At 71.9% G+C, this 24459-nt stretch carries 19 protein-coding genes; 9 read left to right on the forward strand and 10 right to left on the reverse strand.

Features of this window, described 5'->3' with window-relative positions:
- Nucleotides 1-10: 10 nt before the first annotated feature.
- From ypfH to ACEN96_RS03330, 4 genes are all read right to left on the reverse strand, one after another.
- Complete coding sequence (gene ypfH, locus ACEN96_RS03315) at nucleotides 11-712, reverse strand: esterase (protein ID WP_495586628.1); 702 nt, start codon at nucleotides 710-712, stop codon at nucleotides 11-13.
- A gap of 16 nt (nucleotides 713-728) precedes the next feature.
- Complete coding sequence (locus tag ACEN96_RS03320; protein ID WP_495586629.1) at nucleotides 729-1067, reverse strand: thioredoxin family protein; 339 nt, start codon at nucleotides 1065-1067, stop codon at nucleotides 729-731.
- A gap of 32 nt (nucleotides 1068-1099) precedes the next feature.
- On the reverse strand, nucleotides 1100-3265 hold the full coding sequence (locus ACEN96_RS03325) for an ATP-binding protein (protein WP_495586630.1): 2166 nt from the start codon (nucleotides 3263-3265) through the stop codon (nucleotides 1100-1102).
- Between the two features lie 289 nt (nucleotides 3266-3554).
- On the reverse strand, nucleotides 3555-4265 hold the full coding sequence (locus ACEN96_RS03330) for a response regulator (protein ID WP_495586631.1): 711 nt from the start codon (nucleotides 4263-4265) through the stop codon (nucleotides 3555-3557).
- Between the two features lie 166 nt (nucleotides 4266-4431).
- Here ACEN96_RS03330 and ACEN96_RS03335 point away from each other — a divergent pair, with 166 nt between their 5' ends.
- The gene (locus ACEN96_RS03335) at nucleotides 4432-5745 is read left to right on the forward strand and encodes an SPFH domain-containing protein (protein ID WP_495586632.1); all 1314 of its coding nucleotides are present in this window, start codon (nucleotides 4432-4434) and stop codon (nucleotides 5743-5745) included.
- An 8-nt stretch (nucleotides 5746-5753) separates the two neighbouring features.
- Entirely contained in the window at nucleotides 5754-7439 is a 1686-nt protein-coding gene (locus tag ACEN96_RS03340; RefSeq protein ID WP_495586633.1) for an SH3 domain-containing protein, read from the forward strand.
- Between the two features lie 36 nt (nucleotides 7440-7475).
- Here ACEN96_RS03340 and ACEN96_RS03345 read toward each other — a convergent pair whose 3' ends face one another.
- Both ACEN96_RS03345 and pyrF read right to left on the reverse strand, forming a co-directional pair.
- Nucleotides 7476-10727: a PAS domain-containing hybrid sensor histidine kinase/response regulator gene (locus ACEN96_RS03345; protein WP_495586634.1), complete on the reverse strand. Its 3252-nt coding sequence runs from the start codon at nucleotides 10725-10727 to the stop codon at nucleotides 7476-7478.
- Nucleotides 10728-10938: 211 nt separating this feature from the next.
- A complete protein-coding gene (gene pyrF / locus ACEN96_RS03350) occupies nucleotides 10939-11787 on the reverse strand; it encodes an orotidine-5'-phosphate decarboxylase (protein ID WP_495586635.1) in 849 nt (282 codons plus the stop codon).
- A gap of 144 nt (nucleotides 11788-11931) precedes the next feature.
- On the opposite strand from pyrF, the gene ACEN96_RS03355 reads away from it, so the two are divergent.
- The 5 genes from ACEN96_RS03355 to ACEN96_RS03375 all read left to right on the forward strand — a co-directional run bounded on the left by ACEN96_RS03355 (nucleotide 11932) and on the right by ACEN96_RS03375 (nucleotide 16100).
- Nucleotides 11932-12699 (forward strand): GNAT family N-acetyltransferase, encoded by a 768-nt coding sequence (locus ACEN96_RS03355; protein WP_495586636.1) that lies wholly within the window; start codon nucleotides 11932-11934, stop codon nucleotides 12697-12699.
- A 90-nt stretch (nucleotides 12700-12789) separates the two neighbouring features.
- On the forward strand, nucleotides 12790-13497 hold the full coding sequence (locus tag ACEN96_RS03360; protein ID WP_495586637.1) for a winged helix-turn-helix domain-containing protein: 708 nt from the start codon (nucleotides 12790-12792) through the stop codon (nucleotides 13495-13497).
- A complete protein-coding gene (locus ACEN96_RS03365; RefSeq protein ID WP_495586638.1) occupies nucleotides 13497-14813 on the forward strand; it encodes an ATP-binding protein in 1317 nt (438 codons plus the stop codon). Before ACEN96_RS03360 ends, ACEN96_RS03365 begins: the two co-directional genes overlap by 1 nt.
- Nucleotides 14814-15024: 211 nt before the next feature.
- Entirely contained in the window at nucleotides 15025-15600 is a 576-nt protein-coding gene (locus tag ACEN96_RS03370) for a porin (protein ID WP_495586639.1), read from the forward strand.
- Between the two features lie 257 nt (nucleotides 15601-15857).
- On the forward strand, nucleotides 15858-16100 hold the full coding sequence (locus tag ACEN96_RS03375; RefSeq protein ID WP_495586640.1) for a hypothetical protein: 243 nt from the start codon (nucleotides 15858-15860) through the stop codon (nucleotides 16098-16100).
- 27 nt (nucleotides 16101-16127) lie between these two features.
- Here the strand turns inward: ACEN96_RS03375 and purB are convergent, their stop codons facing one another.
- On the reverse strand, nucleotides 16128-17495 hold the full coding sequence (gene purB / locus ACEN96_RS03380; protein ID WP_495586641.1) for an adenylosuccinate lyase: 1368 nt from the start codon (nucleotides 17493-17495) through the stop codon (nucleotides 16128-16130).
- Nucleotides 17496-17641: 146 nt separating this feature from the next.
- Here purB and ACEN96_RS03385 point away from each other — a divergent pair, with 146 nt between their 5' ends.
- Nucleotides 17642-20527, forward strand: a complete 2886-nt coding sequence (locus ACEN96_RS03385) for a polysaccharide deacetylase family protein (RefSeq protein WP_495586642.1) — start codon at nucleotides 17642-17644, stop codon at nucleotides 20525-20527.
- Between the two features lie 116 nt (nucleotides 20528-20643).
- Nucleotides 20644-21153, forward strand: a complete 510-nt coding sequence (locus ACEN96_RS03390) for a GNAT family N-acetyltransferase (RefSeq protein ID WP_495586643.1) — start codon at nucleotides 20644-20646, stop codon at nucleotides 21151-21153.
- 46 nt (nucleotides 21154-21199) lie between these two features.
- Here the strand turns inward: ACEN96_RS03390 and ACEN96_RS03395 are convergent, their stop codons facing one another.
- From ACEN96_RS03395 to ACEN96_RS03405, 3 genes are read right to left on the reverse strand one after another with little or no spacing between them, the layout of a single operon-like run.
- Nucleotides 21200-21850, reverse strand: a complete 651-nt coding sequence (locus ACEN96_RS03395; RefSeq protein WP_495586644.1) for a glutathione S-transferase family protein — start codon at nucleotides 21848-21850, stop codon at nucleotides 21200-21202.
- 43 nt (nucleotides 21851-21893) lie between these two features.
- The gene (locus tag ACEN96_RS03400; RefSeq protein ID WP_495586645.1) at nucleotides 21894-23021 is read right to left on the reverse strand and encodes a M48 family metallopeptidase; all 1128 of its coding nucleotides are present in this window, start codon (nucleotides 23019-23021) and stop codon (nucleotides 21894-21896) included.
- Entirely contained in the window at nucleotides 23021-24217 is a 1197-nt protein-coding gene (locus ACEN96_RS03405; protein ID WP_495586646.1) for a YjgN family protein, read from the reverse strand. The genes ACEN96_RS03400 and ACEN96_RS03405 overlap by 1 nt, the downstream gene beginning before the upstream one ends.
- Between the last annotated feature and the right edge of the window lie 242 nt (nucleotides 24218-24459).

Consider the following 24459-nt stretch of genomic DNA (forward strand, 5'->3'; position numbering starts at 1 on the left):
GGAGAGCGCGTCAGTGCTTCTGCTCGCCCTTGTCCTGCTCCGCGGCGGCGAGGACCGCCTCGCGCCACAGGCGCGCCGGGATGAAGGTGCGCAGCTGCTCCATCGCGCGCTCGATGAGCTCCGGATGCAGTTCATGCCCGACCCGCGGCAGCACGTCCGCGGTGATGTCCGCGCCCAGCGCCATCAGCTCGCGCGCCGCGTTCAGCAGCGCCGGATAAGGCAGCTCCGCATCGTCCTTGCCATGCAGCAGATGGATGGACACATCCTTGGGCGCATGCTGCGGCCAGTACGCATACGCGCCACCGAAGGCCAGCACGCGGCCCGCGAGCTGCTCCTCCTGCTGCAGCGCCTCCAGCGCCAGGATCGCGCCCTGCGAGAACCCGCCCAGCGCGACCCGCTCCCAGCTCAGCCCCAGCTTCTCCGCCCAGGCCCGCACCAGCGCGATCAATGCCGGCACCGCCGCCGTCAGCCGCTGCGCCTTGAGCGCGTCATCCCCCTGCTCGGAGTACCACTGGTGTCCCGCCCCGCCGCCCGGGATCGCGTCGAAGGGCTCGAAGCCCTCGGGCAGCACCAGCGCGGCGCGCGGGTACTGGCGGTGCAGCGCCTCGGCGAGCGGACGCATCTGCTGGGCATCTCCACCGGCACCGTGCAGCAGCACGAACAGCAGGTCGGGCGCTCCGTCCTTGGGGAGCAGCACATGGGCTTCAGTCATGGCGCCGGATTGTCCGTCAGCCGCCGTCGATCCGCGTCAACGCCGCCCGGATGTCCTCGGCGTTCGTGGGCCTGACCAGGCGCTCCACCTCCTGCCCATCCTTCATGAAGATCAGCGTCGGCCAGAGCTTCACCTTGAACGAGCGCCCCAGCGGCTGCCCCTTCCCGTCCTCGACCTTGATGTGCTGCACCCGCTCGTGCCCACCGCCGAAGGCCTGCTCCAGCAAGGGCTGCGCGGCATTGCAGATCGGGCACCACGAGGCGCCGAACTCGACCAGCAGCGGGTGGTCCTTCGACAAGGTGTCGACCGCGTCGCGGATCGGCTCGGTCAGCGCGTAATGGGGATTCATCGGCATGGAGACCTCCTGAAGCGGAAAGGGCGCGCCCGTCAGGCCGCGGCGCGGCGCAATGTCATCTCGAACACCACGCCTTCCGGCACGTTGAATGCCCGGATGCCGCCATCCATCTTCGCGAGATAGGTCTTCGCGACGAACAGCCCCTGTCCGCGGCGCTCGCCGGAAGCCTGCGGCGCGGTGTCGGACACGCCGTATTCGAAGATCTTCTCCAGCATCGCCTCGTCGATCGGAGGCCCCTGGTTGCGGATGCGCAGCAGCACCGTGCCGGGCTCGCCCGCCTCCAGCGTGAGGGCAATGGGCGTGCCCCGCGGCCGGTAGCGGTCCGCGTTGCGCAGCACATGGGTGACGGCATCCTCCAGCGCGTAGGCCTCGGCATGCACCGGCTGCGGGCCGGCCAGCCCGGTCGCGAAGCTCACCGCCTCGATGCCGGCGTAATGCGCGTTTCCGGCCACTTCGCGGCAGAAGGCCGCCAGGTCCAGCACCTCCGGATGCAGGTCGGCCGAGGCCAGCGCCTCGCTGGGCGGCGCGCTGCCGTAGAGCACCTTCACCGCCTGCTGCATCCGCTGCACGTAGCGGTGGCTGGGATCGTCCGCCGCGCCGTGCAGCAGCATCAGCGACTGCAGCGGCGACATGATCTCGTGGCCCACCGCATGCCACATCTCGCGTTCGCGCTCGGCGCGCAGCTGCTCGCGGCGCAGCCCGTCCTTCACGCGGCTCAGCGCGTCGGCGAGGCTGCCCGCCAGGATGCCCAGCTCGTCCCGGCCGCGCAGGTCGGCCACGTCGAGCTCGCCGATGCGCTGGTCCGCCCGCGCGTCCTGCATGTTGTAGGAGACGGCCGCCGCGCGCCGGGTCAGCACCGCGATGCCGCGGATCAGGCCCAGTTCCACCATCAGCCAGGCCAGCGCCACCGCCGACAGCATCGCCGCCGCCAGCCAGGCCAGCGGCCGCGCCTCGAGCGCGAGCTGGCGGTCCAGGCTGCGCAGGTCGCCGCGCAGGTCGAGCCGGTAGCGCCCGCTCGGCGTCGCGACCTCGTCGGAGGCGGTCAGCCAGCGCACCTCGGCCGCGTCGGTGCCGGCGCCCGCGCCCAGCACCTCGCCGCGCACCGGCAGCCGCCGCATCACGTGGATCAGCCACGGGAGCGCGCGCTCGGACAGCTCCGGCCCGCGCCGCTCGGCGATGGTCTGCGGCTGGCGGCCCAGGCGCTCGATGCGCAGCGTCTCGCCGGGCTGCAGCGACGCGCCGATGCGGTCCAGCGACAGCGCCAGCGACGCGCCCGGCCGCGCGCTGTCGAACAGCACCGGCGGCGTCTGGCCAGTCGCGGCGTCGGCCGGGCCGAGCAGCTCCACCCGCACCCGCGCCTGGTCGAGGTCGGCCGGCGGCCACACCGGCCGCGCGCGATGGCCGTCGCCATCGAACAGCGCCTCCTGGAACGCCTCCACCGGCAGCCGGATCGAATAGAAGGTCCGCCGCGCGCAGGATGGGCCGCTGCTGCCTTCCGCGCAGGGGCCCTCGCGCCAGAGCCAGCCGCGGAACTCTCGCACCGGCCGGGCCTTGCCGGGCAGCTGCGGCCCCGCGCCGGTGAAGCCGGTCAGCCGGCCGCGCTGCGTGCCGTCGGACGCGGCCGCGCCCTCGAACGGCGCGATCCAGGTCTGCGTCTGGCCGCGCAGCGTCAGCGTGACGCGGGCGCGATGCACGCCGGCGAGATCGAGCGCGCCATGCTCGCGCCCGGTCAGCGGGCCGCTCTCCAGGCTGCCGACCAGGTACAGGAAGCCGCCCGCATACGCGTTCGCGCCGACGGCGGCGCACAGGCTCGCGCCATCGGGCCAGCGCAGGCCGCAGCCGGCCATCTCCACCGCGCGCTGGGCCTTGTTCTGGTCGTCGAAATCGATCGCCGAGAACGGCAGCAGCACCGGCGCCTGGCCGTCGCGGCCGCCGGCGCCCATCGTCGGATTGAGCAGCGCGAGCTGCCCGCTCGGATGGCGCAGCTGCAGCACGATCTCGGCCAGCGACTGCCGGAAGCCCTGCGCGTAGCGCTGGTAGGCGCGCTGCTTCTGGTCGATCAGCACCGTCAGCACCAGGCCGACCGTCGCCAGCGCCAGCAGCAGGAAGGCCAGATGCACCACCGCGCGGCGCCGGAACGCCGCCAGGCCCAGGCGCGGCACGGCCAGCGCCGGCAGCTCGACCGGTCCGAGCTTCATGCGGCGCCCCTCGCTTCCAACTCGCGCCAACGCGGACGAGCGGCCACCAGTCGCACTCTCTCCCGCAAAGCGGGCGAGGGAGTAAGAGCCGGACGTCGTAGTAAACCCCCTCGCCCCCGCGGGGAGAGGGAGGGAAGAGGGGGCTCGTGCCCCAGCGCTGCTGCCCTTCGAAGCACCCCCTCTCCCCTGCCCTCTCCCCCCTCGCGGGGGGCGAGGGAGTTGGTCAGCAGCAGCGCTTGACACGGTTGCTCTCCCGCGTCGCGGGAGAGGGCGGGGGTGAGGGCCGGGATCACCGCGGCCCCAACCACCTGAATCCCCGCATCGGCACGTTCTCGATCGCGTCGAAGCCGGGATCGACCTCCTTCAGCGCCTCGCGCAGCGTGGACACATGCTTGCGGACGTTGTCGCGGGTGCGGCCGCTCTTCACCACGTCGTAGAGCTCCTCGTACGACACCACCTCGGGCGCGCGCTGGTGCAGCGTGGCGAGGATGCGCTGCGCCGTCAGCGGCAGGTTGATGCGCTGGCCCTTCCACAGCGGGCTGCGCTGCCAGAGCGGGTCCAGCTGCAGCGCGTCCGGCGCGGCGGCGGCCGGTTCCGCGTTCGCGCGGGCCCGCGCGGCGCGCAGGATGTCGAGGAAGGTGTCGATGAACTCGGCCTCGTCGAAGCTGGTCTTCTGCAGGTAGTCCCAGGCGTCGAGCGCCTTCATGATCCCGCGGTAGATCGCCGCCGGCATCGCCGACACCACCAGCACCGGCGTGCCGGCGCCCAGCTTGTTGATCTCGTTGATCAGCGCGATGCCGGCGTTGCGCTCGCGGCCGAGCTCGATGTCGAGCACGACCATCTCGTAGCGCTCGCGGGCCAGCGCGGCCTCGGCGGCGTCGCGGTCGAACCATTGATCGACCTGCAGCTCGGGCCGCGCGGCGCGGATCCAGCCGGCCAGTTGCTCGCTGGTGGGGCGGTCGTCCTCGATGACGGCGACCTTGTTCCTGGGGGTGGCCATGGCGCCGGATTATGGACAGGCCCGGCCGCCCGCGCGCCGCCGGCGCGTGAAGGTTTCTTCCGGACCGTGAAGGCAGCCGCCGCCCGCCCGCATTGAGGCTTCCGCGCCGTCTCCGGACCATGAGCGTCATCCCAACAGCCCGAGTCCGGGCACCCCGGAGGACCTCATGAACGACCGCCTGCAATCGATCCGCAACGCCGCCGCACGGCTGAAGGCTCGGCTGCCCGGCTTCTCCCGCCGCCAGGACGGTGACATCGGCGGCGATGTCCGCGGCGATATCGGCGGCGATGCGTCCGGCCGCTCCGGCGCGGCCCTCCAGCGCGCCGGCGCCGGCTTTGTCCGCTGCCTGCCCTGGCTGGCCGGCCTGACGGCCGTCGCCGGCGCGGTGGCGCTGCTCGTGGCCCATCCGCCGCTGCACGAAGTGCCGCGTGGCGCCGTGAGCCTGCGCACCAACCAGCTGACCGGTGGCGTGACCGAGGCCCGCTCGGGCTCGCTGCTGTGCATCCCCGGCCTGCACGACATCCGCGACCTGCCGCTGCGCGACCGCAGCTATCACCCGACCCGCTTCGCCCGCGCCGACGGGGAGGCGCCGCTGCAGTCGCTCGAGGGTCTGTCGCTGGGCCTGGACCTGACGGTGCGCTGGACCGTCGACCCGGCGCGGCTGGCGCAGCTGGCCGCCACGCTGCCCGACGACATCGAGGGCGACGTGATCGCCCCGGCGCTGCAGGGCATCGTCTACCGCCAGATCGCGACGCACACGGTGCGCGAGATCTTCTCGACGCAGCGCGGCCCGATCCAGGCCGCGCTCGAGGGCGAGTTGCGCCGCAAGCTGGCGCTGGACGGCATCGTGCTGCGCGGCCTGGAGATCGGCAACGTCGACCTGCCGCAGGAGTACCGCGCGGGCCTGGAGAACCTGCTGTCCGAGGGCCTGGCGAGCGAGAAGATGCGCTACACGCTGGAGCTCAAGGAGAAGCAGGTCAAGCAGACCGAGCTCGAGGCCGCCGCGGAGAAGGTGCGCCGCGAGACGGCCGCCGAGGCCTCGGCGCGCGAGCAGGTCATCGCCGCCAAGGGCCAGGAGGAGGCGATGAAGCATGTGCTGCCCTTCAAGCAGCGCCAGGTCGAGCAGCGGCAGCTGGAGGCCGAGGCGGAGCGCGTGGCGCGGGTCCGCATGGCCGAGGGCAACGCGCAGGCGCGCGGCATCGAGGCCGATGGCGAGGCCAAGGCGCGCGAGAAGCTGGCCGATGCGGAGGCCTACCGGCAGACGCGCATCGGCAAGGTCGCCGTCGACCAGATGGCCGCCGAGGGGGCGCTGCTGAGCCGCCATCCGCTGCTGATCCAGAAGGCGATGGCCGACAAGCTGTCCGACAAGGTGCAGGTGATCATCGCGCCGCCGCCGTCGGATGGCGGCTTCATCGGCAAGACGCTGCTGGGGACGAAGACGGACGCCGCGCCGGCGGCCCAGGAGCAGGCCGCGCAATGACCGCCGTCATGAGCGCCGCAATGAACGTCAAGGAACACGCCAAGAAAAACGCCAAGGAAATCGCCATGTGCCGCATGAAGCTCGTGATGGCCGCCGCCATCGCCGCCGTCGCCGTGCAACTGCTGTGTGTCCACGCCGCCGAGGCGGCCACCGACGACACCGCGCCCAAGCCGCCGATCAAGCGGGCCGGTGCCGCCGACGGCGCCGTGCCAGCGCGCACGGCGCTGGTGGTGCAGGACAACGCCGCGCTGCGCGCCGCGGCGAAGGACGGCTCGCCCGCGCAGGCGCAGCTGTGGCGCGGGGAGGCACTGGAGATCCGCGGCGAGCGTCCGGATCATTTCCAGGTCTACGACTACCGACGCGAGCGCGGCGGCTTCGTCCGCAAGGCCGCGCTGCTGCCGCTGGCCGGCCCGGCCGCGCAGCCGGAGGCGCTGCTGGCCGCGCTGCGCGTGGTGCGTCAGCAGCCGGGCGCGGAGTCGCTCGGGCTGGGCCTGGCCGCGGCCTACGTCCAGGCGGCGGGCGCGGAGCAGATCAATGGCGCGGACGGCGCGGAGGCGCTCGATGCGATGGGCACGCTGGCCGAGCGCCTGGCCGATCGCGCCTCGCGCGTGCAGCCCAAGGCGGATGGCTCGGCGACGGCCGCGGAGACGCAGGTGGCCGCGCAGCTCGACGTGGCCGTGCGCTACGGCCTGCGCTTTCGTTCGTTGGAGCGCGAGGCCGGCGCGATGCAGCTCTGCTATGACGGCGAGGCGTTCCGGCGCGTGCTGGCGATGCCGGCGTCGACGCCCGAGCAGAAGGCGCGCGCGGCGCTCGCGCTGACGCGCGCCGACTGCCTGGATCCGGCCGCGACGCCGCCGCGGCGCGAGCAGATGGACCAGTGGCGCGCGGACGTGCTGGACAAGGTCGACCTGCGTGATCCGGCGCTGGCGACGCATTGGCGCAATCGCGTGCTGATGCGGCAGGCGGGCGTGTGGAGCAGCCTGGCCTTCATCCGCGCGCGGCGTGCCGGCGCTGGCGACGGCGCGCCGGCCGCGAGCCTGCAGGTGGATGCCTCGTCGGCCGCATCGCGCCGCGCGCTCGAGGCCTTTGCGCGCGTCGTGCCCGCGGAGCTGTCGGAGGACGACCAGCGCGACTACAACGACGCGGCGATGCGCGGCAACGCGATGCGCTGGGCGGCGCTGCCCGCGGGGCCCTCGACGCAGACGCTGGCCGGCGTGACGCTGACGGTGCTGCCGGGCCAGCCGGGCGAGACCTGCCTGACGCTGGCCACGAACGGCGCGAAGGAAGGCAGTCCGGCGCTGCTGCGCCACTGCGCCTGGGGACTGGTGATGACGGCCTCGGCGCGGATCAACCGCGAGGGCAACGCGATCGCCATCGCGTCGGTGCCGGCCGATGGCTGGCGCGAGCTCTGGCTGCTGCGCCGCACGGCGCAGGGCTGGCGGATGACGGCGCTGCCGCCGGTGGCGGCGCAGCCGGGGCTGGGCTACGCGGAGTTCGCCGGCTGGGTGCCAGGCGGCAAGGAGCTGCTGGTCGCGCGCGAATCGCGCGCCGAAGGCCGCTACAAGCGCAGCTACGAGCAGGTCGATCTCGACACGCTGGAAACGAAGCGCCAGGCCGGCGACGTGGCGATGCTCGGCGCGTTCCAGCGCTGGCAGGCGGCGGATTGGAAGGGGACGACGCTCAGTCTGCGGTGAAAAATTTTCCCGCACTTCAAACGTGCGACAACCACGTCAATCCGCCGTCAGTCTCACCAGCACCTGCCGCAGCCGCTGCGCATCGATCGGCTTGGTGAGGAACTCGTTCATGCCGGCGTCGAGCGCCTCGTCGCGCTCCTGGACCAGCGCCGCCGCCGTCAGCGCCACGATCGGCAACTGGCCGTGGTCATAGCGCTGGCGCAACTGGCGCGTCGCCTCGTGGCCGCTCATGACCGGCATCTGCACGTCCATCAGCACCGCATCGAACGGCTTGCCCATGCTGGCCGCCGCCGTCACCGCCTCGACCGCCTGGCTCCCGTCGCTGGCCTGCGAGACCTCCGCGCCCCACTGCTCCAGCATCGCCACCGCGATCATCATGTTCACCGGGTTGTCCTCGACCATCAGGATCCGCCGCCCCGCCAGCTCCGCGTCCTGCGCCGGCGCGCGGCGCTGCGTGCCCATCGGCGCCGGCGCCGCCGGCAGCGGCAGCTCCGCCCAGAAGGTCGCGCCCGCGCCCGGCTGGCTGTCCACGCCCACCGAGCCGCCCATCAGGCCCGCCAGCTCGCGGCAGATCGACAGGCCCAGGCCCGTGCCGCCGTAGCGGCGCGTCGTCGATTCGTCGGCCTGCGTGAACGGCTGGAACAGCCGCTCGTGCATCGCCTCGGCGATGCCCGGGCCGGTGTCGCTGACCTCGATGCGCAGCCGCCGGTCATCCAGCTGGCGCACCCGCACCGCGACGCTGCCCTGCTCGGTGAACTTCAGCGCGTTGCTCAGGTAGTTGCTCAGGATCTGCCGCGTGCGCACCGGATCACCGACCACCCACGCCGGCACCGCGTCCTCCACGTCGATGCTGAAACCCAGCCCGCGCGCCTGCGCCAGCGTCAGGTAGCCCATGCGCATGGTCGCCAGCATGTCGCGCAGCGCGAAGGGCACCGTCTCCAGCGTGAGCCGCCCGGCCTCGATCTTGGACAGGTCCAGGATGTCCGACATCAGCCCCGACAGGCTCTCCGCGCTGTCCACCATCTGGTCGAGGTAGTGGCTGCGCGTGTCGCCCGCCAGGTCCGGCTGCTGCAGCAGCCGCGCCAGCCCGACCAGGCCGTTCAGCGGCGTGCGGATCTCGTGGCTGATGTTGGCCAGGAAGGCGCTCTTGGCCCGGTTGGCCGCCTGCGCCTCGTCCTTGGCCTGCGCCAGCGCGGCCTCGACGCGCCGCCGCTCGGTCACGTCCTCCAGGATCCAGATCGTGCCGCCGCGGCTCGGATGGTTGGGGTCCACCGCCCGCGCCAGCAGCCGGCACAGGAAGCGGCTGCCGTCGCGCCGGCGCATCAGGCGCTCGGCCTCGACCTGCTCGCCCGCCGCCAGCCGCGGCCCCAGCTCGCGCCCGATCGCGTCGTATTCCTCCGCGCCCGGCCACACCACGCTGCCCGGCTGTCCGATCAGCCCGCCCGCGGGCCAGCCGAACATCTCGTCCACCAGCCGGTTGGCCTGCACGAAGCGCTGGTCGCGCGTCAGCGCGATGCCGATCGACGCGTTCTCCAGGATCGCCGCGTGGACCAGCCGCGTGCGCTCGGAATCGCTGACATCGCGCCCGTTGACCACCAGGTAGGACACGCCGTCCATCACGAAGGGCGCCGCCGACAGCAGCATCGGGATCGCCTGGCCTCGCCGGTTCATGAAGGTGGCCGGCATGTCGATGACGCGGCCCTGCTGGCGCAGCGCCTCGACCAGCCGCTCGCGGTCGCCCACGTCCTGCCAGATGCCGAGCTCCTCGGCGGTGCGGCCCAGCACCTCGTCGGCGCTGTAGCCGCTCATCGATTCGTAGGTCTTGTTGACCATCACGTAGCGGCCGCTGACGGTCTCGGTCAGCGTGACGACGTCCGGGCTGGTCGCGAACAGGTGCGACAGCAGCGCCTCCGAGCGCCGCAGCGCTTCCTGCGCGCGCGAGGTCTCGGTCTGGTCGATGAAGAAGGACAGCGTCGCCGGCCCGGTGGCGGCATCCACGCGCACGCTGGTGGCCTGAACCTGGCGGCGGCGGCGCGACAGCGTGCGCAGCCGGAACTCCGTCATCGGCAGCATCGCGCCCACCGGCAGCGCCTCGATCTTGGCGGCGCGCTGGCGGGCGCGCTCCTCGTCGCCGGGCTCGTAATGCGAGAACAGGTCCTGGCCGATCATCGACGAGCGCTGCGTGTACCCGAACATCGCCATCGCCGCCGGGTTGGCGTCCATCACCCGGCCCCAGCGGTGCAGCACCAGCGGCGACGGCGAGCGCCGGAACAGCTCGCGGTAGCGCGTCTCGGTGGCCACCATGGCCTGCTCGGTCTGGACCTCGTCGGTGACGTCGCGGCCCACGCCCCAGTAGCCGCGGAAGTTGCCCTTGGCGTCGAAGCGCGGCTCGCCGCTGACCGAGACGTAGCGCAGCGTGCCGTCCTCGGCCGTGCGGCGCATCACCAGGCCGCGGAAGGGGCGGTGCGATTCGAGGTCGGCGCGATGGGCGTCGAGCTCCTCGTCGCTCAGGCCCAGGTGCTCGATCTCCCACGGCGCGCGGCCCAGCCGCTCGCTCATCGACAGCCCGGAAGCGCCGGCGTTGTGCTCGGCCAGGTGGGTGAAGCGGAACTGGCGATCCATCTCCCAGTACCAGTCCGCCGCCATGTTGAGCAGGTGACGGAAGCGGGCGTGGCGCTCGTTGACCTCCTGCATCGCGCGCCGGATCAGCTTGGCGGTGCCCAGGCCCACGACCAGTCCCGCCACGAGCAGCAGCAGCTGCGTCAGCAGCCGCGCGGTCAGGCCGATCGGCTCGGCGCCGACCTGGATCCAGCCGCCGAGCTCCGCCGACGCCAGCCCGCCCAGCACCGCCAGGCCCAGCCCGAACAGCGCCAGCCCGGCGCCCAGGCCGATCATCCCGGTGCCCAGCGCGACCATCAGGCCCATGATGCCCAGGCTCGCGGCGTTCAGCCCCAGCTGGCGCGAGACCGCCAGCGACAGCGCGGTGGCCATCGCCAGGCCCATCAGGATCACGGTGGCGGACGGGCCGCGATGGGCGGGCAGCTTCCACAGCATCGCCAGGCTGGCGAAGGTGGTGAGCAGCGCCAGCACCGGCGGCACCAGGCCGCCGAAGGGCTCCGCCGCGTGGGCGCTGGCCAGCAGCAGCAGGCCGGCCAGTCCGGACAGCAGCACGCATGCGGCCATGAACAGCCGCGCGGCGCGCCATTGCAGCTTCGCGGGCAGGCTGTCGCCGCGCGACAGCTCCTGCCCCACCAGACTGCTCAGATCGTCCTGGGAATCCTTGCTCACTCGACCCCGCCCCAACTCGTTGTTCGAGGACCCCGCGAATCCGGGGCCGCGTCGGGCGGCTTGGCGCGCGGCGGCCCGGAGTGCAACGTCCGGTAACGGAGTCTCGGCGAGCAGGGGTGGTTCTGAAGAGTCGAGGAATCCCGAAACGCGCGCCTGCCGGTGCGCGTTCGGGGTTTCTGCCAATTAATTGGCGGCGCCGGGGGAACCGCCCTCAGGCGGCGGCCGGCGGGCGCAGCGCGTCGCGTGTCGCCAGCGCCACACGGCGGGCGGCGGCGGCGAAGTCCTCGCCGGCGGACGCGTACAGCACGGCGCGCGAGGAGTTCACGATCACCGTGCCGCCCTGCGCGCCGGGGCCCGTGCCGCGGCGCCAGCCGGCCGCGACGGTGGCCGCCGCATCGCCGCCCTGCGCGCCGACGCCCGGGATCAGCAGCGGCAGCGTCGGGGCGAGTTCGCGCACGCGCTCGATCTCCCTCGGATAGGTCGCGCCGACCACCAGGCCGAGCTGGCCGCTGGTGTTCCATTCGCCCTGCGCGATCGCGGCCAGGTGCTCGAACAGGCGCGGCTGGCCCGGCACGTCGGCCAGGCGCTGCATCTGCCAGTCGTCGCCGCCCGGGTTGGAGGTGCGGCACAGCAGGAAGGCGCCGCGGTCCGGATAGCGCAGGTAGGGCTCCACGCTGTCGCGGCCCATGAACGGCGACAGCGTCACCGCGTCGGCCTGGTAGCGCTCGAAGGCCTCGCGGGCGTACTGCTCGGCGGTGGCGCCGATGTCGCCGCGCTTGGCGTCCAGGATCACCGGCACGTGCGGCGCGTTGCGCTTGATGTGGGCCATCAGCTGCTCGAGCTGGTCCTCGGCGCGGTGCGCGGCGAAGTAGGCGATCTGCGGCTTGAACGCGCTCACCACGTCCTTGGTGGCGTCGACGATGGCGGCGCAGAAGTCGTAGATCCGGCCGGCGTCGCCCTTCCAGTGGGCGGGGAACTTGGCGGGATCGGGATCCAGGCCGACGCACAGCAGGGAGTCGTTCAGGCGCTCGGCGGCCTGCAGCTTCTGCATGAATTTCATGAGGTGTCCGGGAGAAAGTCGTTCGGGCGGCCGGGCGCGGCGGCGGGCACCGGGGCCGGCGGGGTGCGGTATTGTCCCGCTTTTGCCGCCGGCGCCTTCGCGGGGCCGGACGGCATGGACGCTCACGAACGCTGGGAGGCGTGGATGGAAGTGTTGAGAACGGCGCGCCTGCGCCTGCGGTGGTTCCGGCAGTCGGACGCGGCCTTCGTGCTGGGGCTGCTCAACGAGCCGGCGTGGATCGAGCACATCTACGACGCGCAGGTCCGCACCGAGGAGCAGGCCGCGGCCTGGATCCGCGAGCGCCTGGAGGCGCGCTACTGGCTGCTGGGCTTCGGCTTCTGGGGCGTGGAGCGGCTGGAGGACGGCGAGCTGGTCGGCCTGGCCGGCGTGATCCAGCGCGAGGGCCTGCCGCATCCGGACATCGGCTACGGCTTCCCGGCGCGCCACTGGGGCCATGGGTACGCGCGGGAGGCGGCGTCGGGCACCTTCGACTACTGCCGTCAGGTGCTGGGCATGCGCCACGTGATGGGCACGACTTCGCCGGAGAACCATGCCTCCGGGCGCGTGCTGCTGGCCATCGGGATGACCGACGAAGGCGAGCAGCAGACCGAGGCGCACGAGGGCCTGTCGCGGGTCTACACCTGGCACGACCCGGTCGAGCGTGGCGACGCCGAGGAGATCGCCGCGCTGCGCCTGCGCTGGCGCGCGGCGCTGCAGGGACCGGCGCGGCCGGCGCTGACGGCCTGCCTGACGCCGGAGGCGCTGGACCGCGTGATGGCCAGCCGCACCGACCTGTCGCCGCAGGCGCTGGACCACCTGGCGCAGCGCTGGGCGCCGCTGGCGGACGATCCGGCGCTGCGCGCGGTGCGCACGCCGGCGGGCTGGCGGCTGGACGTGCCGGTGGAGCGCTGAATCGCGCCCGCGCGCGCTGGGGGCGCCGTGGCGCGGGCCCTTAAGCGTGGCTGAAGGCAGGCGCGGGCGGGCTCGCCTATGCTCGCGGCCATGGAAATTTCTGCTCAGCCCGCGGCGCGCATCCTGCTGATCGAGGATGACGAGCGCCTGGCGCAGCTGGTCGCCGACGCGCTGCGCAAGGCCAACTACGCGGTGACCGTCTGCGGCGACGGCCCGGCCGGCGAGGCGCTGATGCGCCAGGAGCCCTTCGAGCTGGTGCTGCTGGACGGCCATCTGCCGGGCAAGGACGGCTTCGACGTGCTGCGCGACACGCGCCGCGATTTCCCCGGCCGCATCGTGATGCTGACCGCGCGCGACGATGACATCGACCAGGTGCTGGGCCTGGAAGGCGGCGCGGACGACTACATCGCCAAGCCGGTGGCGCCGCGCGTGCTGCTGGCGCGCCTGAAGGCGCTGCTGCGGCGCGACGCGCTGCCGGCGATGCAGCCGGCCGGCGAGGCGCTGCACTTCGGCCCGCTGACGCTGCTGCCGCAGTCGCGCGAGCTGCGCCTGCATGGCGAGCCGATCCCGCTGACGACGGCCGAATACGAGCTGCTGAACTTCCTGGCGCAGCGCGCCGGGCAGGTGGTCAGCCGCGACGACATCATGCAGGGCCTGCGCGGACTCGAGTTCGACGGGCTGGATCGCGCGATCGACGCGCGCATTTCGCGGCTGCGCAAGAAGATCGGCGACGACGCGCAGGCGCCGGCACGGATCAAGACGGTGCGCGGGCAGGGCTACCTCTTCGCGATCGACTGATGGCCGAGATGACGCTGCGCGCCTCGCTGCTGCGGATGGCGCTGGGGCTGGGACTGGCGGTGCTGGCGCTGATCCTGGCGGTCGAGGGGCTGGTGCTGATCGGCGCCTCCGAGGTCACGAACGACTACGTCCGCAACTTCATGCGCGGCACGGTGGACCTGCTGGTGCGCGACCTTTCGCCGCTGGATCCGCCGGCGCGCCAGGAGCGGGTGCGGCAGCTCGACGCGCAGTTCGACTATCCGGTGCGGCTGATCCGCACCGACCTGGCCAACCTCAGCGCGGAGCAGCGCCGCCGGCTCGGACGCGGGGAGGTGCTGGTCACCGGTTTCAACCGCCGCATCTACGCGGCCCTGCCGGGCGAGCCCGATCAGCTGCTGCTGCTGGGGCCGCTCGATTCGAAGCGCGCGGGCGAGTTGCCGAAGGAACTCGCCGCGCAACTGGGCGTGGCGCTCGTGATCGCGCTGGCGGTCGCGGTGATCGCGTGGTGGCAGCTGCGGCCGCTGTGGCGCGACCTGCGCGGGCTGCAGCGCGCGGCCGAGCGCCTGAGCGCCGGCCGGCTCGACACCGAGCTGCCGCCGCTCAAGAGCCGGCTCTTCGCGCCGGTGGCGGCGGCGACGCGCGCGATGCTGGAGCGGCTCGCCGCCGCGATGGCGACGCAGCGCGAGCTGACGGGCGCGGTCTCGCATGAACTGCGCACGCCGCTGGCGCGGCTGCGCTTCGCGGTCGACGCGCTGGTCGACGAGGACGACCGCGACGCGCGCGAGCAGGCGGTGATGGCCTGCGAGCGCGACATCGCCGAGCTCGACAGCCTGATCGACGCCAGCCTGATGCTGGCGCGGCTGGACATGGGCGCGCTGCAGCCGCACCTGGTCGAGGGCGATCTCGGCGACATGCTGACGCGGGAGGCGGCGTCGCTGGCGCCGTTGCTCGATGGCAAGGCGCTGGATACCGACCTGCGGTTGCCGCGGGCCTTGCCCTTCGACGAGCGGCTGCTGCCCTATGCGATCCGCAACGGGCTGCGCAACGCGGCGCGGTACGCGAAGGGCCGCATCCTGCTGACGGCCTGGGTCGAGGCGGGCCAGCTGTGGCTCGCCATCGACGATGACGGCGAGGGCGTGCCGCCGGGGCTGCGCGAGGCGGCCTTCGAGCCGTTCAAGCGGCTGGAGCGCAAGGGGCGCGGGACGCGCGGCTTCGGCCTGGGGCTGGCGATCGTGCGGCACGTCGCCCACGCGCATGGCGGCAACGCGCGCCTGGGCGAGGCACCGCGGCTGGGCGGCGCGCGGCTGCTGCTGCACTGGCCGGCCGGCGCCGCCTGACGCGGCGCATCGCGGGCGTGCATCGCGGGCGCGGATCGCCCGCGTGAAGCTTCGTCAAGGCGGTGGACGGCGGCTGTCATAGACCGTCACAGAAGGGCCCCACTCGGTCCACAGACGGCGGCGGGCCGGATTCCCAGAATGAGCCCATGTCGAACGAGCCTGGGTCCGTACCCAGGGGCGACATCGATCAACCGCTCTGAAGGAGTTCCGAATGAACCGCGACAACAACAACATCCGCCCCTCGACCCACGGCAAGAAGGCCGGCCTGCTGGCCGCCGCCGCGATGGCGCTGACCCTGGGCGCGGGCGTGGCGCACGCCGACCCGGTGACCCCGTACTACATCGGTGGCGACGTGGGCAAGACGACGCAGCGCGTCGACGGCAACGCGCAGAAGCGCACGAGCGACAGCTACAGCATCTTCGGCGGCTACAAGTTCAATGAGAACTTCGCGGTCGAGGCGGCCTACACGGACCTGGGCAAAGTCGAGTTCGGCGGCGTGAGCGCGAAGAACAAGGTGTATTCGCTGGACGGCATCGCGCGCGCGCCGCTGGGCGCCGGCTTCGGCGTCTACGGCAAGGTCGGCGTGGCGTACGCGCAGCGCGACTTCAACAACGGCCTGGGCGACAAGGACAAGACCGGTCTGAAGCTGGGCGTGGGCGTGGACTACGCGCTGACGAAGAACGTCTCGCTGCGCGCCGAAGCGACCCGCTTCAACAACATGCCGCAGGCCAACGGCTTCAACAAGAAGGATGACCGCCTGAGCATGGGCGTGGTCTACCAGTTCTGATCGGCCGATCACGGTTGACCGATGCCGGTTCCCCCCCGGCATCGGCGCCTTCCGGGCTGCTCCTGAGCGACACCCGAAACCCCCGATTCCCGGAAGGTGCAAGGGCAGTGCAGAAATGCGCTGCCCTTTTTTCATGGGCGGGAATGGCTCCACTGCTGCTTCGGGAATGTCCTAGCCATGCCCACCGATGAAGGTCATGGCGAGCCGTGTTCATGCGCGCTCGAATCGCGCTTCCCGCTGCCGATCGAGCCTTGCCCATGCCACGCTTTCCCGACTTCGTTCTCCGTCTCGTGCCGCGCCTGGTGGCCGCCGCGCTCTTCTCCGTCGCGATGCTGTTCCTGCGCGACTGCTGCGCGCACTGGTCGTACTCGGCGCTGTTCGCGGTCATGGCCGGCGCCATCGTGGTCATGGTCCTGGTGGTCGTCGCACTGGACCGGTTGCTCGACGGCGGGTGTTCCTCGCCCGAGAACGACAAAGGCCCGGCAGAGCCGGGCCTTTGAACGTCATCGATCGCCGTCGCCGACTCGTCAGATCCGCTTGGCCAGCGCCTCGGCCTTGCCGGTGTAGTTGCCTGGCGTCATCGTCAGCAGGCGCTGCTTCTCGGCCTCGGGCAGCTCCAGGCCCTGGATGAACTGCTGGATCGACTCGCGCGTGATCGTCTTGCCGCGCGTCAGCTCCTTCAGCCGCTCGTACGGGTTGGGCAGCGCGTAGCGGCGCATCACCGTCTGGATCGGCTCGGCCAGCACTTCCCACGACGCGTCCAGGTCCGCGTCCAGCGCGCCCTGGTTCAGCTCCAGCTTGTCCAGCCCCTTGCTGAGCGAGTCATAGCCCAGCAGCGCATAGCCCAGCGCCACGCCCATGTTGCGCAGCACCGTCGAGTCCGTCAGGTCCCGCTGCCAGCGCGAGATCGGCAGCTTCTGGCTCAGGTGCGTCAGCACCGCGCTGGCCAGGCCGAAGTTGCCTTCCGCGTTCTCGAAGTCGATCGGGTTGACCTTGTGCGGCATCGTCGACGAGCCGATCTCGCCCGCCTTCGTCTTCTGCTTGAAATAGCCCAGCGACACATAGCCCCACACGTCCCGCGACCAGTCCACCAGGATGGTGTTGGCGCGCGTCACGGCGTCGAACAGCTCGGCCATGTAGTCGTGCGGCTCGATCTGGATCGTGTACGGGTTGAACGTCAGGCCCAGCTGCTTCTCGATCACCGACTGGCTGAAAGCCTCCCAATCCGTCTCCGGATAGGCCGACAGGTGCGCGTTGTAGTTGCCCACCGCGCCATTCATCTTCGCCAGCAGCTTCACCTCGGCGATCACCGCGCGCGCGCGGCGCAGGCGCGCCACCACGTTCGCGATCTCCTTGCCCACCGTCGTCGGGCTGGCCGTCTGGCCGTGCGTGCGGCTCAGCATCGGATTCGCCGCCATCGCCTGCGCCATCTCGGTCAGCTTGCCGATCACGCGGTCCAGCGCCGGCAGGATCACCTGCTCGCGCGCCGCCTTCAGCATCAGGCCGTGGCTGGTGTTGTTGATGTCCTCGCTCGTGCAGGCGAAGTGCACGAACTCGCCAGCCGCTTCCAGCTCGGCCTTGCCGGCGAACTGCTGCTTGATCCAGTACTCCACCGCCTTGACGTCGTGGTTCGTCGTCTTCTCGATGTCCTTGATCGCCTGCGCGTCGCTCTCCGAGAACTTCGCCACCAGCGTGCGCAGGAACTCGCGCGAGCCCGCCGACAGCGGCTTGAATTCCGCCAGCCCGGCGTCGGACAGCGCGATGAACCACTCGATCTCGACCTGCACGCGGCGGTGCATCAGGCCGAATTCCGACAGCAGCGGACGCAGCGCGGCCATGCGCGACGCATAGCGGCCATCCAGGGGCGACAGGGCGGTGAGGGCGGAGAGATTCATGGCGCGCGCCGGCCGGAACCGGCCGTTCAGGGGGTGGGACAAACCCGCGGATTCTACAGAGGGGGTCACAATAGCCCCCGCTCCGGGAACCCCGCCGACCGAGGGACGGCGTCCGGCCAGCGTCACGCGCCAGTTCGAGGGAAGGCATGCAAGAGAAAAGTCAACGCAAGGGCGCGGTCTGGATGACCGCCCTGTCCGCCGTCGCGTCCGCCGCGGCGATCACGCTGCTCGCCGGCTGCGGCAAGTCCGCCGACACGCCCCGGCCGCTGGCCCCGGCCGAGGCCGCGTCCGCCAGCCCCACCGTCAGCGCCACGCTGCGCCAGCAGAGCGAGGAACTGCTCGCCCGCTATCGCCAGATGATCGTGCTGATGGACGGCGAGTCCGCCCTCAAGCCCGCCGAGCGCGAGGCCGTCCACGCCGTCGGCCTGCTGCTGTTCCATGACATGCAGGACAGCATCCGCGCGCTCGAGGACACCGCCTCGAAGAGCACCGATGCCGCCGGCCTGGCCGCGCTGTCGGAGCTGCTCGACCGCGTCGAGCAGGAGCCCTCGTGGTTCGACGCCGACCGCCTGGCGTTCAAGGAGTTCCTGACCCAGCTGTCGCAGCAGTTCTCGACCTCGCAGAGCATCGCCGGCCTGAAGCTGGCCAAGCGCGCCGGCGAGGACCTGACGGTGCTGGCCGAGATCGAGAACGCCTACGAGCAGGAGCTGCGCGACACCTTCGGCCGCTTCGTGCAGCGCGGCATCATGCCCAAGCGCGAGAAGTGGACCGACTACGTCGCCAAGCTCAAGGGCCTGTACACGCGCGAAGGCATCCTCAAGGACTACGCGACCATCCTGCCCGACCTGCGGGCGCGTCCCAGCGTGACCCCGGACGGCCCCGACGCCGCGCCCGCCACTTCCCCCGCCACTCCCCCCGCCACTCCCCCCGGCACCGCGACGGCCGCCGCCACGCGCGGCCCCAGCAAGGAGGAGCGCGAGTACTTCGGCCGCCAGCTGCCGCCCAAGACCGTGCTGCTGACCTTCGACGACGGCCCGCATCCGCGCTACACCGACGAGATCCTGGAGATCCTCAAGCGCTATCAAGCGCCGGCCGTGTTCTTCGAACTGGGCCGCAACCTCGGCAGCGTCGACGCCAGCGGCAAGATCAAGCCCGGCCCGGGCAGCGAGGTCGCCAAGCGCGTGCTCGCCGCCGGCCATCCGATCGCGAACCACAGCTTCAGCCATGGCGTGATGTCCAAGTTCGAGCTGGACAAGGTCAAGCAGGAAGCCTCGTCGACCGAGGCGCTGCTGGACGCCGCCGGCCGCGATGGCCAGGCGCTGTTCCGCTTCCCCTACGGCGCGCGCAATGACGCCGCGCTCGGCGCCATCGAGGCGCTCAAGCTGCGCTCGATGATGTGGAACGTCGACTCGCTCGACTGGTCCGATCCGATCCCGAAGTCGATCGCGGCGCGCGTGCTGGGCGAGCTCGGCAAGCAGCAGCGCGGCATCGTGCTCTTTCACGACATCCACGCCCGCACCGTCGAGGCGCTGCCGCTGGTGCTGGACCAGCTCAAGGCCGAGGGCTACCGGTTCGCCGCCTGGAAGGACGGCAAGATCGTGCCGGTCGACGCGCCCGCCGCGGACACGGCCGCGCCGGAACTGGCCGGCGCCAACCTCTATCGCGAGAGCTACGCGCTGGTGATCGGCATCGACCAGTACAAGACCTGGCCGCGCCTGCAGCACGCGGTGCGCGACGCGCGCGCGATCCAGGAGACGCTGCAGACGCAGTTCGGCTTCAAGCCCGAGAACGTCACCGCGCTGACCGACGGCGAGGCCACCCGCGCCAACATCCTGCGCACGCTCAATGGCATGGCGCGCAAGGGCGCCGACGGCAAGCTCAAGCGCGACGACCGCGTGTTCGTGTTCTTCGCCGGCCATGGCAGCACGCGCAAGCTGCCCAGCGGCCGCGACGTCGGCTACATCATCCCGGTCGATGCCGGCACCGACGACCTGCAGACCGACGCGATCGCGATGCCGCAGCTGCAGGAGCTCGGCGAGGCGCTGCCCGCCAAGCACGCGTTCTTCGTGATCGATGCCTGCTACTCAGGCCTGGGCCTGACGCGCGGCGGCGCGCCGGGCGGCAGCGCCAACTTCGTGCGCGACAACGCGCGCCGGCTCGGCCGCCAGATGATGACGGCCGGCGGCGCCGACCAGCAGGTCGCGGACGACGGCCCCGGCGGCCATTCGGTCTTCACCTGGACGCTGCTGCAGGCGCTCTCCGGCAAGGCCGACCTCAACGGCGACGGCCTGATCACCGCCACCGAGCTGGCCGCCTACGTGGCGCCGGCGGTGTCGTCGATCGCGCACCAGACGCCGGCCTTCGGCAGCCTGCCCGGCAGCGAAGGCGGCGAATTCATCTTCGAGCTCGCCTCCGCGCAGGAGCAGGCGCTGAGCGGCGACAGCAACCAGCTCGACGCCAAGGCCAGCGCGCTGGCCAAGCAGGCCGACGCGGCGCGCGACGCGCAGCTGCAGCCGGTGGCGGCGGCCTCGGTGCCCAGCGGCGCGGCGCCTGCCAGCGCGGCCGCGGTGCAGGTCACGCTGAAGAACCTGGACGGCACGGACACGGCCATCGCCACCAGCGCGGCGCAGGCGCCGGTGCCGGCGCGCGTGGCCGCGCAGCGCGCCAACGACCGCGGCCTGCAGCTCTACAAGGAGCGCCGCTACGACGAGGCCGAAGCCGCCTTCACCGAAGCGCTCAAGCTGCAGCCCAAGTTCGCGCTGGCGGCCAACAACCTGGGCTTCATCTACTACAAGCGCGACAAGCCGGCCGAGGCCGCGCGCTGGTACCGCAAGGCCATCGAGATGGACGGCAGCCGCTCGCTGGCGCACCTGAACCTGGGCGACGCGCTGCTGCGCGCCGGCGATGACACGGGCGCGCAGGCCGCGTACCGGGCGTTCATCGAGCTCTCGCCCAAGCACGCGCGCAGCGCGGAGCTCAAGGCCTGGGTCGAGCATCCGGACAGCGCGAAGAGGCCGGAACCGTCGCGCTGAACGGCGGCCGGACGGCGGGCTGGCGGCAGGCGGGTTGTCCCCGATGCAGGGGGCGCCCGCTTGCTGCTTAATCCGGCCTTTCCCGTCCGGTTCACGACTGGTTACCGCTTCGCTCGATGGTTCCCCTGGCTTCCGACGGCGCCGCACCGCGCCTGATCCGCGTGCATCAGATCGACCCCTTGGCCTGGGCCCCGCTGCTCGCGGCCAGCGAAGCCGACGGCTGGCAGATGCTGCGCCGGCTGATGGATGAATGGCGCAGCGGCGCCAACCGCTATGAGCAGCCCGGCGAGTCGCTGTGGGCCTGGTTCGATGCGAACGGGCAGGCGATCGCGGTCGGCGGCCTCAATGTCGAGCCGGCGCCCGGGCGTCCCGGCACCGGCCGCATGCGGCGCTTCTACGTGCATCCCGCGTGGCGCGGGCATGGGCTGGCGAAGCGCCTCGTCAACGCGGTGCTCGCGAGCGCGCAAGGGCACTTCAGCCGGCTCCACGTGAATTGCGAGAGCCCCGAATCGGCCACGTTCTGGAGCCGCTGCGGCTTCGCGCCGGTCGATGCGCTGGGCGAGCCGGCGGCCCGTCCGGCGCGCTACACCCATGTGCGGCTGCTGCCGCGCTTCCAGGCGGCCTGAACGCGCTCGGCCGGCCTCAGAGGCCCCCAAGCGGCCTCAAACGGCCTCAAACGGCCTTCGGCGGCCAGTGCGCCGAGCAGACCTCGGCGACGACGGGCAGCGCCTCGATGCGCTGCAGCAGCGCGAAGCACTCCGGCCGCGCGGTCTCGAGGTGCTTCCTCGACCCGGACCATTTCGAGACGATCACCGCCATCGCGTCGAGCGCGCCCGGTGCCGTGCCGCTGAGCCAGGGCCGCCCCGGGAACATGTCCGCGAAGATCTCCCAATGCCGGTGCAGCCGGTCCCGGGTGCCCGCGATGATCGCGTCGTGATCGTCCTTGTCGGCGCGCGTCGTGTAGCGCCCCGGGTAGTCGATGACGCTGATGCAGCTGTAGCAATTGGCCGCGATGTAGACCAGCCCGCGCAGGACCTGGTCGCGCTGCCGGTCGTCGTCGCCGAGCAGGCGCGCCGCCGGGAAGCGCAGGCCCAGGTGCATCAGGATCGCGCCGCTCTCGCTCAGCACCTCGCCTTCGGGCGTGCGCAGCGTCGGGATCTGCATCAGCGGATTGAGCGCGCGCAGCGCGGCCTGCTCCGAGCCGCTCTCCCACGACGAGGCATGCACGGTCCGGTAGGTCTGCCCGCACCAGCGCAGGCCGATCTCGGCGATCGCCGAGCCCGAGCCCCGGGTGCCATAGAGAACGTAGCCGCTGTCGGTCATCTCGTGCTCCATTGAAGGTGGAGCGGCGAGTGTAGGACCGGGCTCAGCGCTCGAAGAAGCGCATCCGTTCCTCGTCGGCCGGGTGCGAGCTGAACGCGATGCGCAGCATCTCGCCAGCGCCGGCCTTCGCGGCCTCGCGCATGTCGCGCGAGAGGCCTTGCGGCTCGGAGGCCGCCGCCTGCTTCGCCTGCGCTTCGCGCTCGTGGCGCCAGTCGCCGATGCGCTCGAACAGCAGCAGCATCGCGCGCGGCGAGCGGCCGCTGTCGATCAGCAGCTGCCGGGCCTGGGCGTCCGCCGCGCGCTCGAAGTCGCGCGAGTAGCTGGCGTTCATCAGGATCGTCGGCGCGCCGGCCAGCACGCTGGAGAAATCGCCGATCGCCACGCCCAGCAGCGCGCCCACCAGCGTCGCGCGCATCGTCAGGCGCATGCCGTGCTGCTCGCGCACATGGCCGAGCTCATGCGCGAGCACGCCCAGCACCGCGTCGGGCTGGTCGCCCAGCAGCTTCAGCAGTTCGTCGGTGACGACGATGTGCCCGCCCGGCAGCGCGAACGCGTTGGGACCGAGCTCGCGGCCGGTGTCGCGGAAGTGCAGCTGGTAGTCGGCGGGCAGGCCGGGCTGGCTCGCGACCATCATCGCGAAGCGCTGGCGCCATTCGCGCTGCTCGGCCTCGGGGATGCGGCTCGGCTTGAGCAGGAGGCCCTCGAGCTGCTCGAGCGCGTGATCGCCGATGGACTGCTCGATCGTCGCGGGCACGTGGCGCGCGACGGTGTCCGCCACGGCCGGCACGCCCCAGTGCCAGGTCGCCGCGGCCACGGCCACCACCGCCACCAGGGCGATGGCGGTGCGCCGCCAGCTGGAGAACCAGCTCACCGCCAGGCCCGTCCCGAGCCCGCGGCCGTCCGTCGCGGCCAGGACCCAGTCGTCCCAGGCGCCGGCGTCGGCCGTCGTCAGCACGCCGCCGTCGGGCAACTGCGCCTGCCGCCGGCCATGGCGCGTGCGCTCGGGCCACAGCACGCGCTGGACGGGATAGCGGCGCTCGACGGTCTCCAGATCCTGGTCATGGACGACCAGCTGGTCCTGTTCCAGCCACAGCCGGACCGGCCGCGCGCGGGCGCTGCGGCCGTCGAAGTAGTCCGCCCGCAGCGACGGCGCCGCCGTGTTCCCGGCCATCACAGACCCATGTCGATGCCGAAGAAGTCGCCGGCGAACTCGCCCGCGGCCCCGGGGTTCTCGCTGGCTTGGCCGGCGACCCAGGTGTCGGCGTCGCCGTCCATCGTCAGGCTGACGGCCTCCAGCCGCAGGCGCGTCGTGTGCACGACCGCGAAGGGGCGGTACAGGCCGAGCGTGATCGCGGTCAGCAGCCAGTTCTTCAGCGTCAGGCCGACCAGCGGTCCGAGCGGCAATTGGCTGGTGAACGTGAGGTCCTGCGAGGTGGTGGCGTTCCACAGCAGGTTCTGGAAACGCGCGGTGAAGAACGGGCCGATCACCGCGAAGTACAGCAGGTAGCCGGCGGCGCCCAGCACGAAGGCGAGGATCATGCCGGCGATCTTCGACTTCACGACGACGGCGCTCGCGCCCAGCGCCAGCGCCATCACCAGGCCTGTGGCGAAGGCCACGAGCAGCGACAGGCCGAAGGCCTTCAGGCACAGCCAGTACACCGAGCCCGCCGACATCGACAGCTCGCCCTGCTGGCCGGCGATGCGGTAGCCGCCGTGCTGGTAGCGCTTGATCATCGTGAGGATCCACGGCGTGCAGAGCGTGGCCAGCAGCATCGTGCCCAGCACGGTCATCTCGATCACGCCGAAGCGCGGCCGGCCGTTGGCGGCGATGCCGGTGGGGCCGCCGATGGCCTGGGCGGCGAGGATCACGCCGGAGCCGATCCACAGCGGCAGGAAGGCCGCGTACGCGCCCTTGAGCGAGCCGTTGAAGCCGAATCTCAGGCCGCGCCAGGCGGTGTTGCCGAGGCGGAACTGCAGGCCGGCGCGCCACAGCGCCGGCCAGATCACGGCCAGGATGCCGAAGGCCACCAGCCCCGCCACCGGCGAGAAATGCCCCGCCGCCGAGTAGGCGCCCGTGAGCACCATCAGCAGCACGTGGCCGCGGAACATCTTCCAGGGGTCGCCGTGGAAGGTCAGCGCATGGCCGTCGATCAGCGTGTTGGCGTAGAAGTAGCGGATCTTGCGGGCCTTCGCGAAGGGCCAATACAAGGTCGCGGTGACGATCGTCAGGAGCAGGTTGACGATCCAGATGCGGAAGTACTCGCTGCCCGATCCGGTGAAGCGGATGTCGAGCTTGCGCTTGCGGAACTCCGATTGCGGCCACCCGGTCAAACCGCCGGTGGTCGCACTTTCCTGGTGCTGTGACATTGGATTCCCTCTCTCTGCTGCGCACACGGTGGTGCTCTGTCGCCCGTTGGCGGGCTTTTGTGTGTCCATGGCGGCTTCGTTGTTCGACATGCCGTCGTCGCGAGGCCACCCGCCCGCTCCTCCGCGGGGCGGGCGAGAGTGTGCGTCACCGGCGCAGGGGACGGCAATACACCCAAATGAGGGCGGCCCCACCGTTGCATCCGGGAGTCAGCGGGTGGAAGCGACTCGCTAGAATCCGCCGA

The sequence above is a fragment of the Roseateles sp. Mitsp63 genome, from assembly GCF_059491535.1.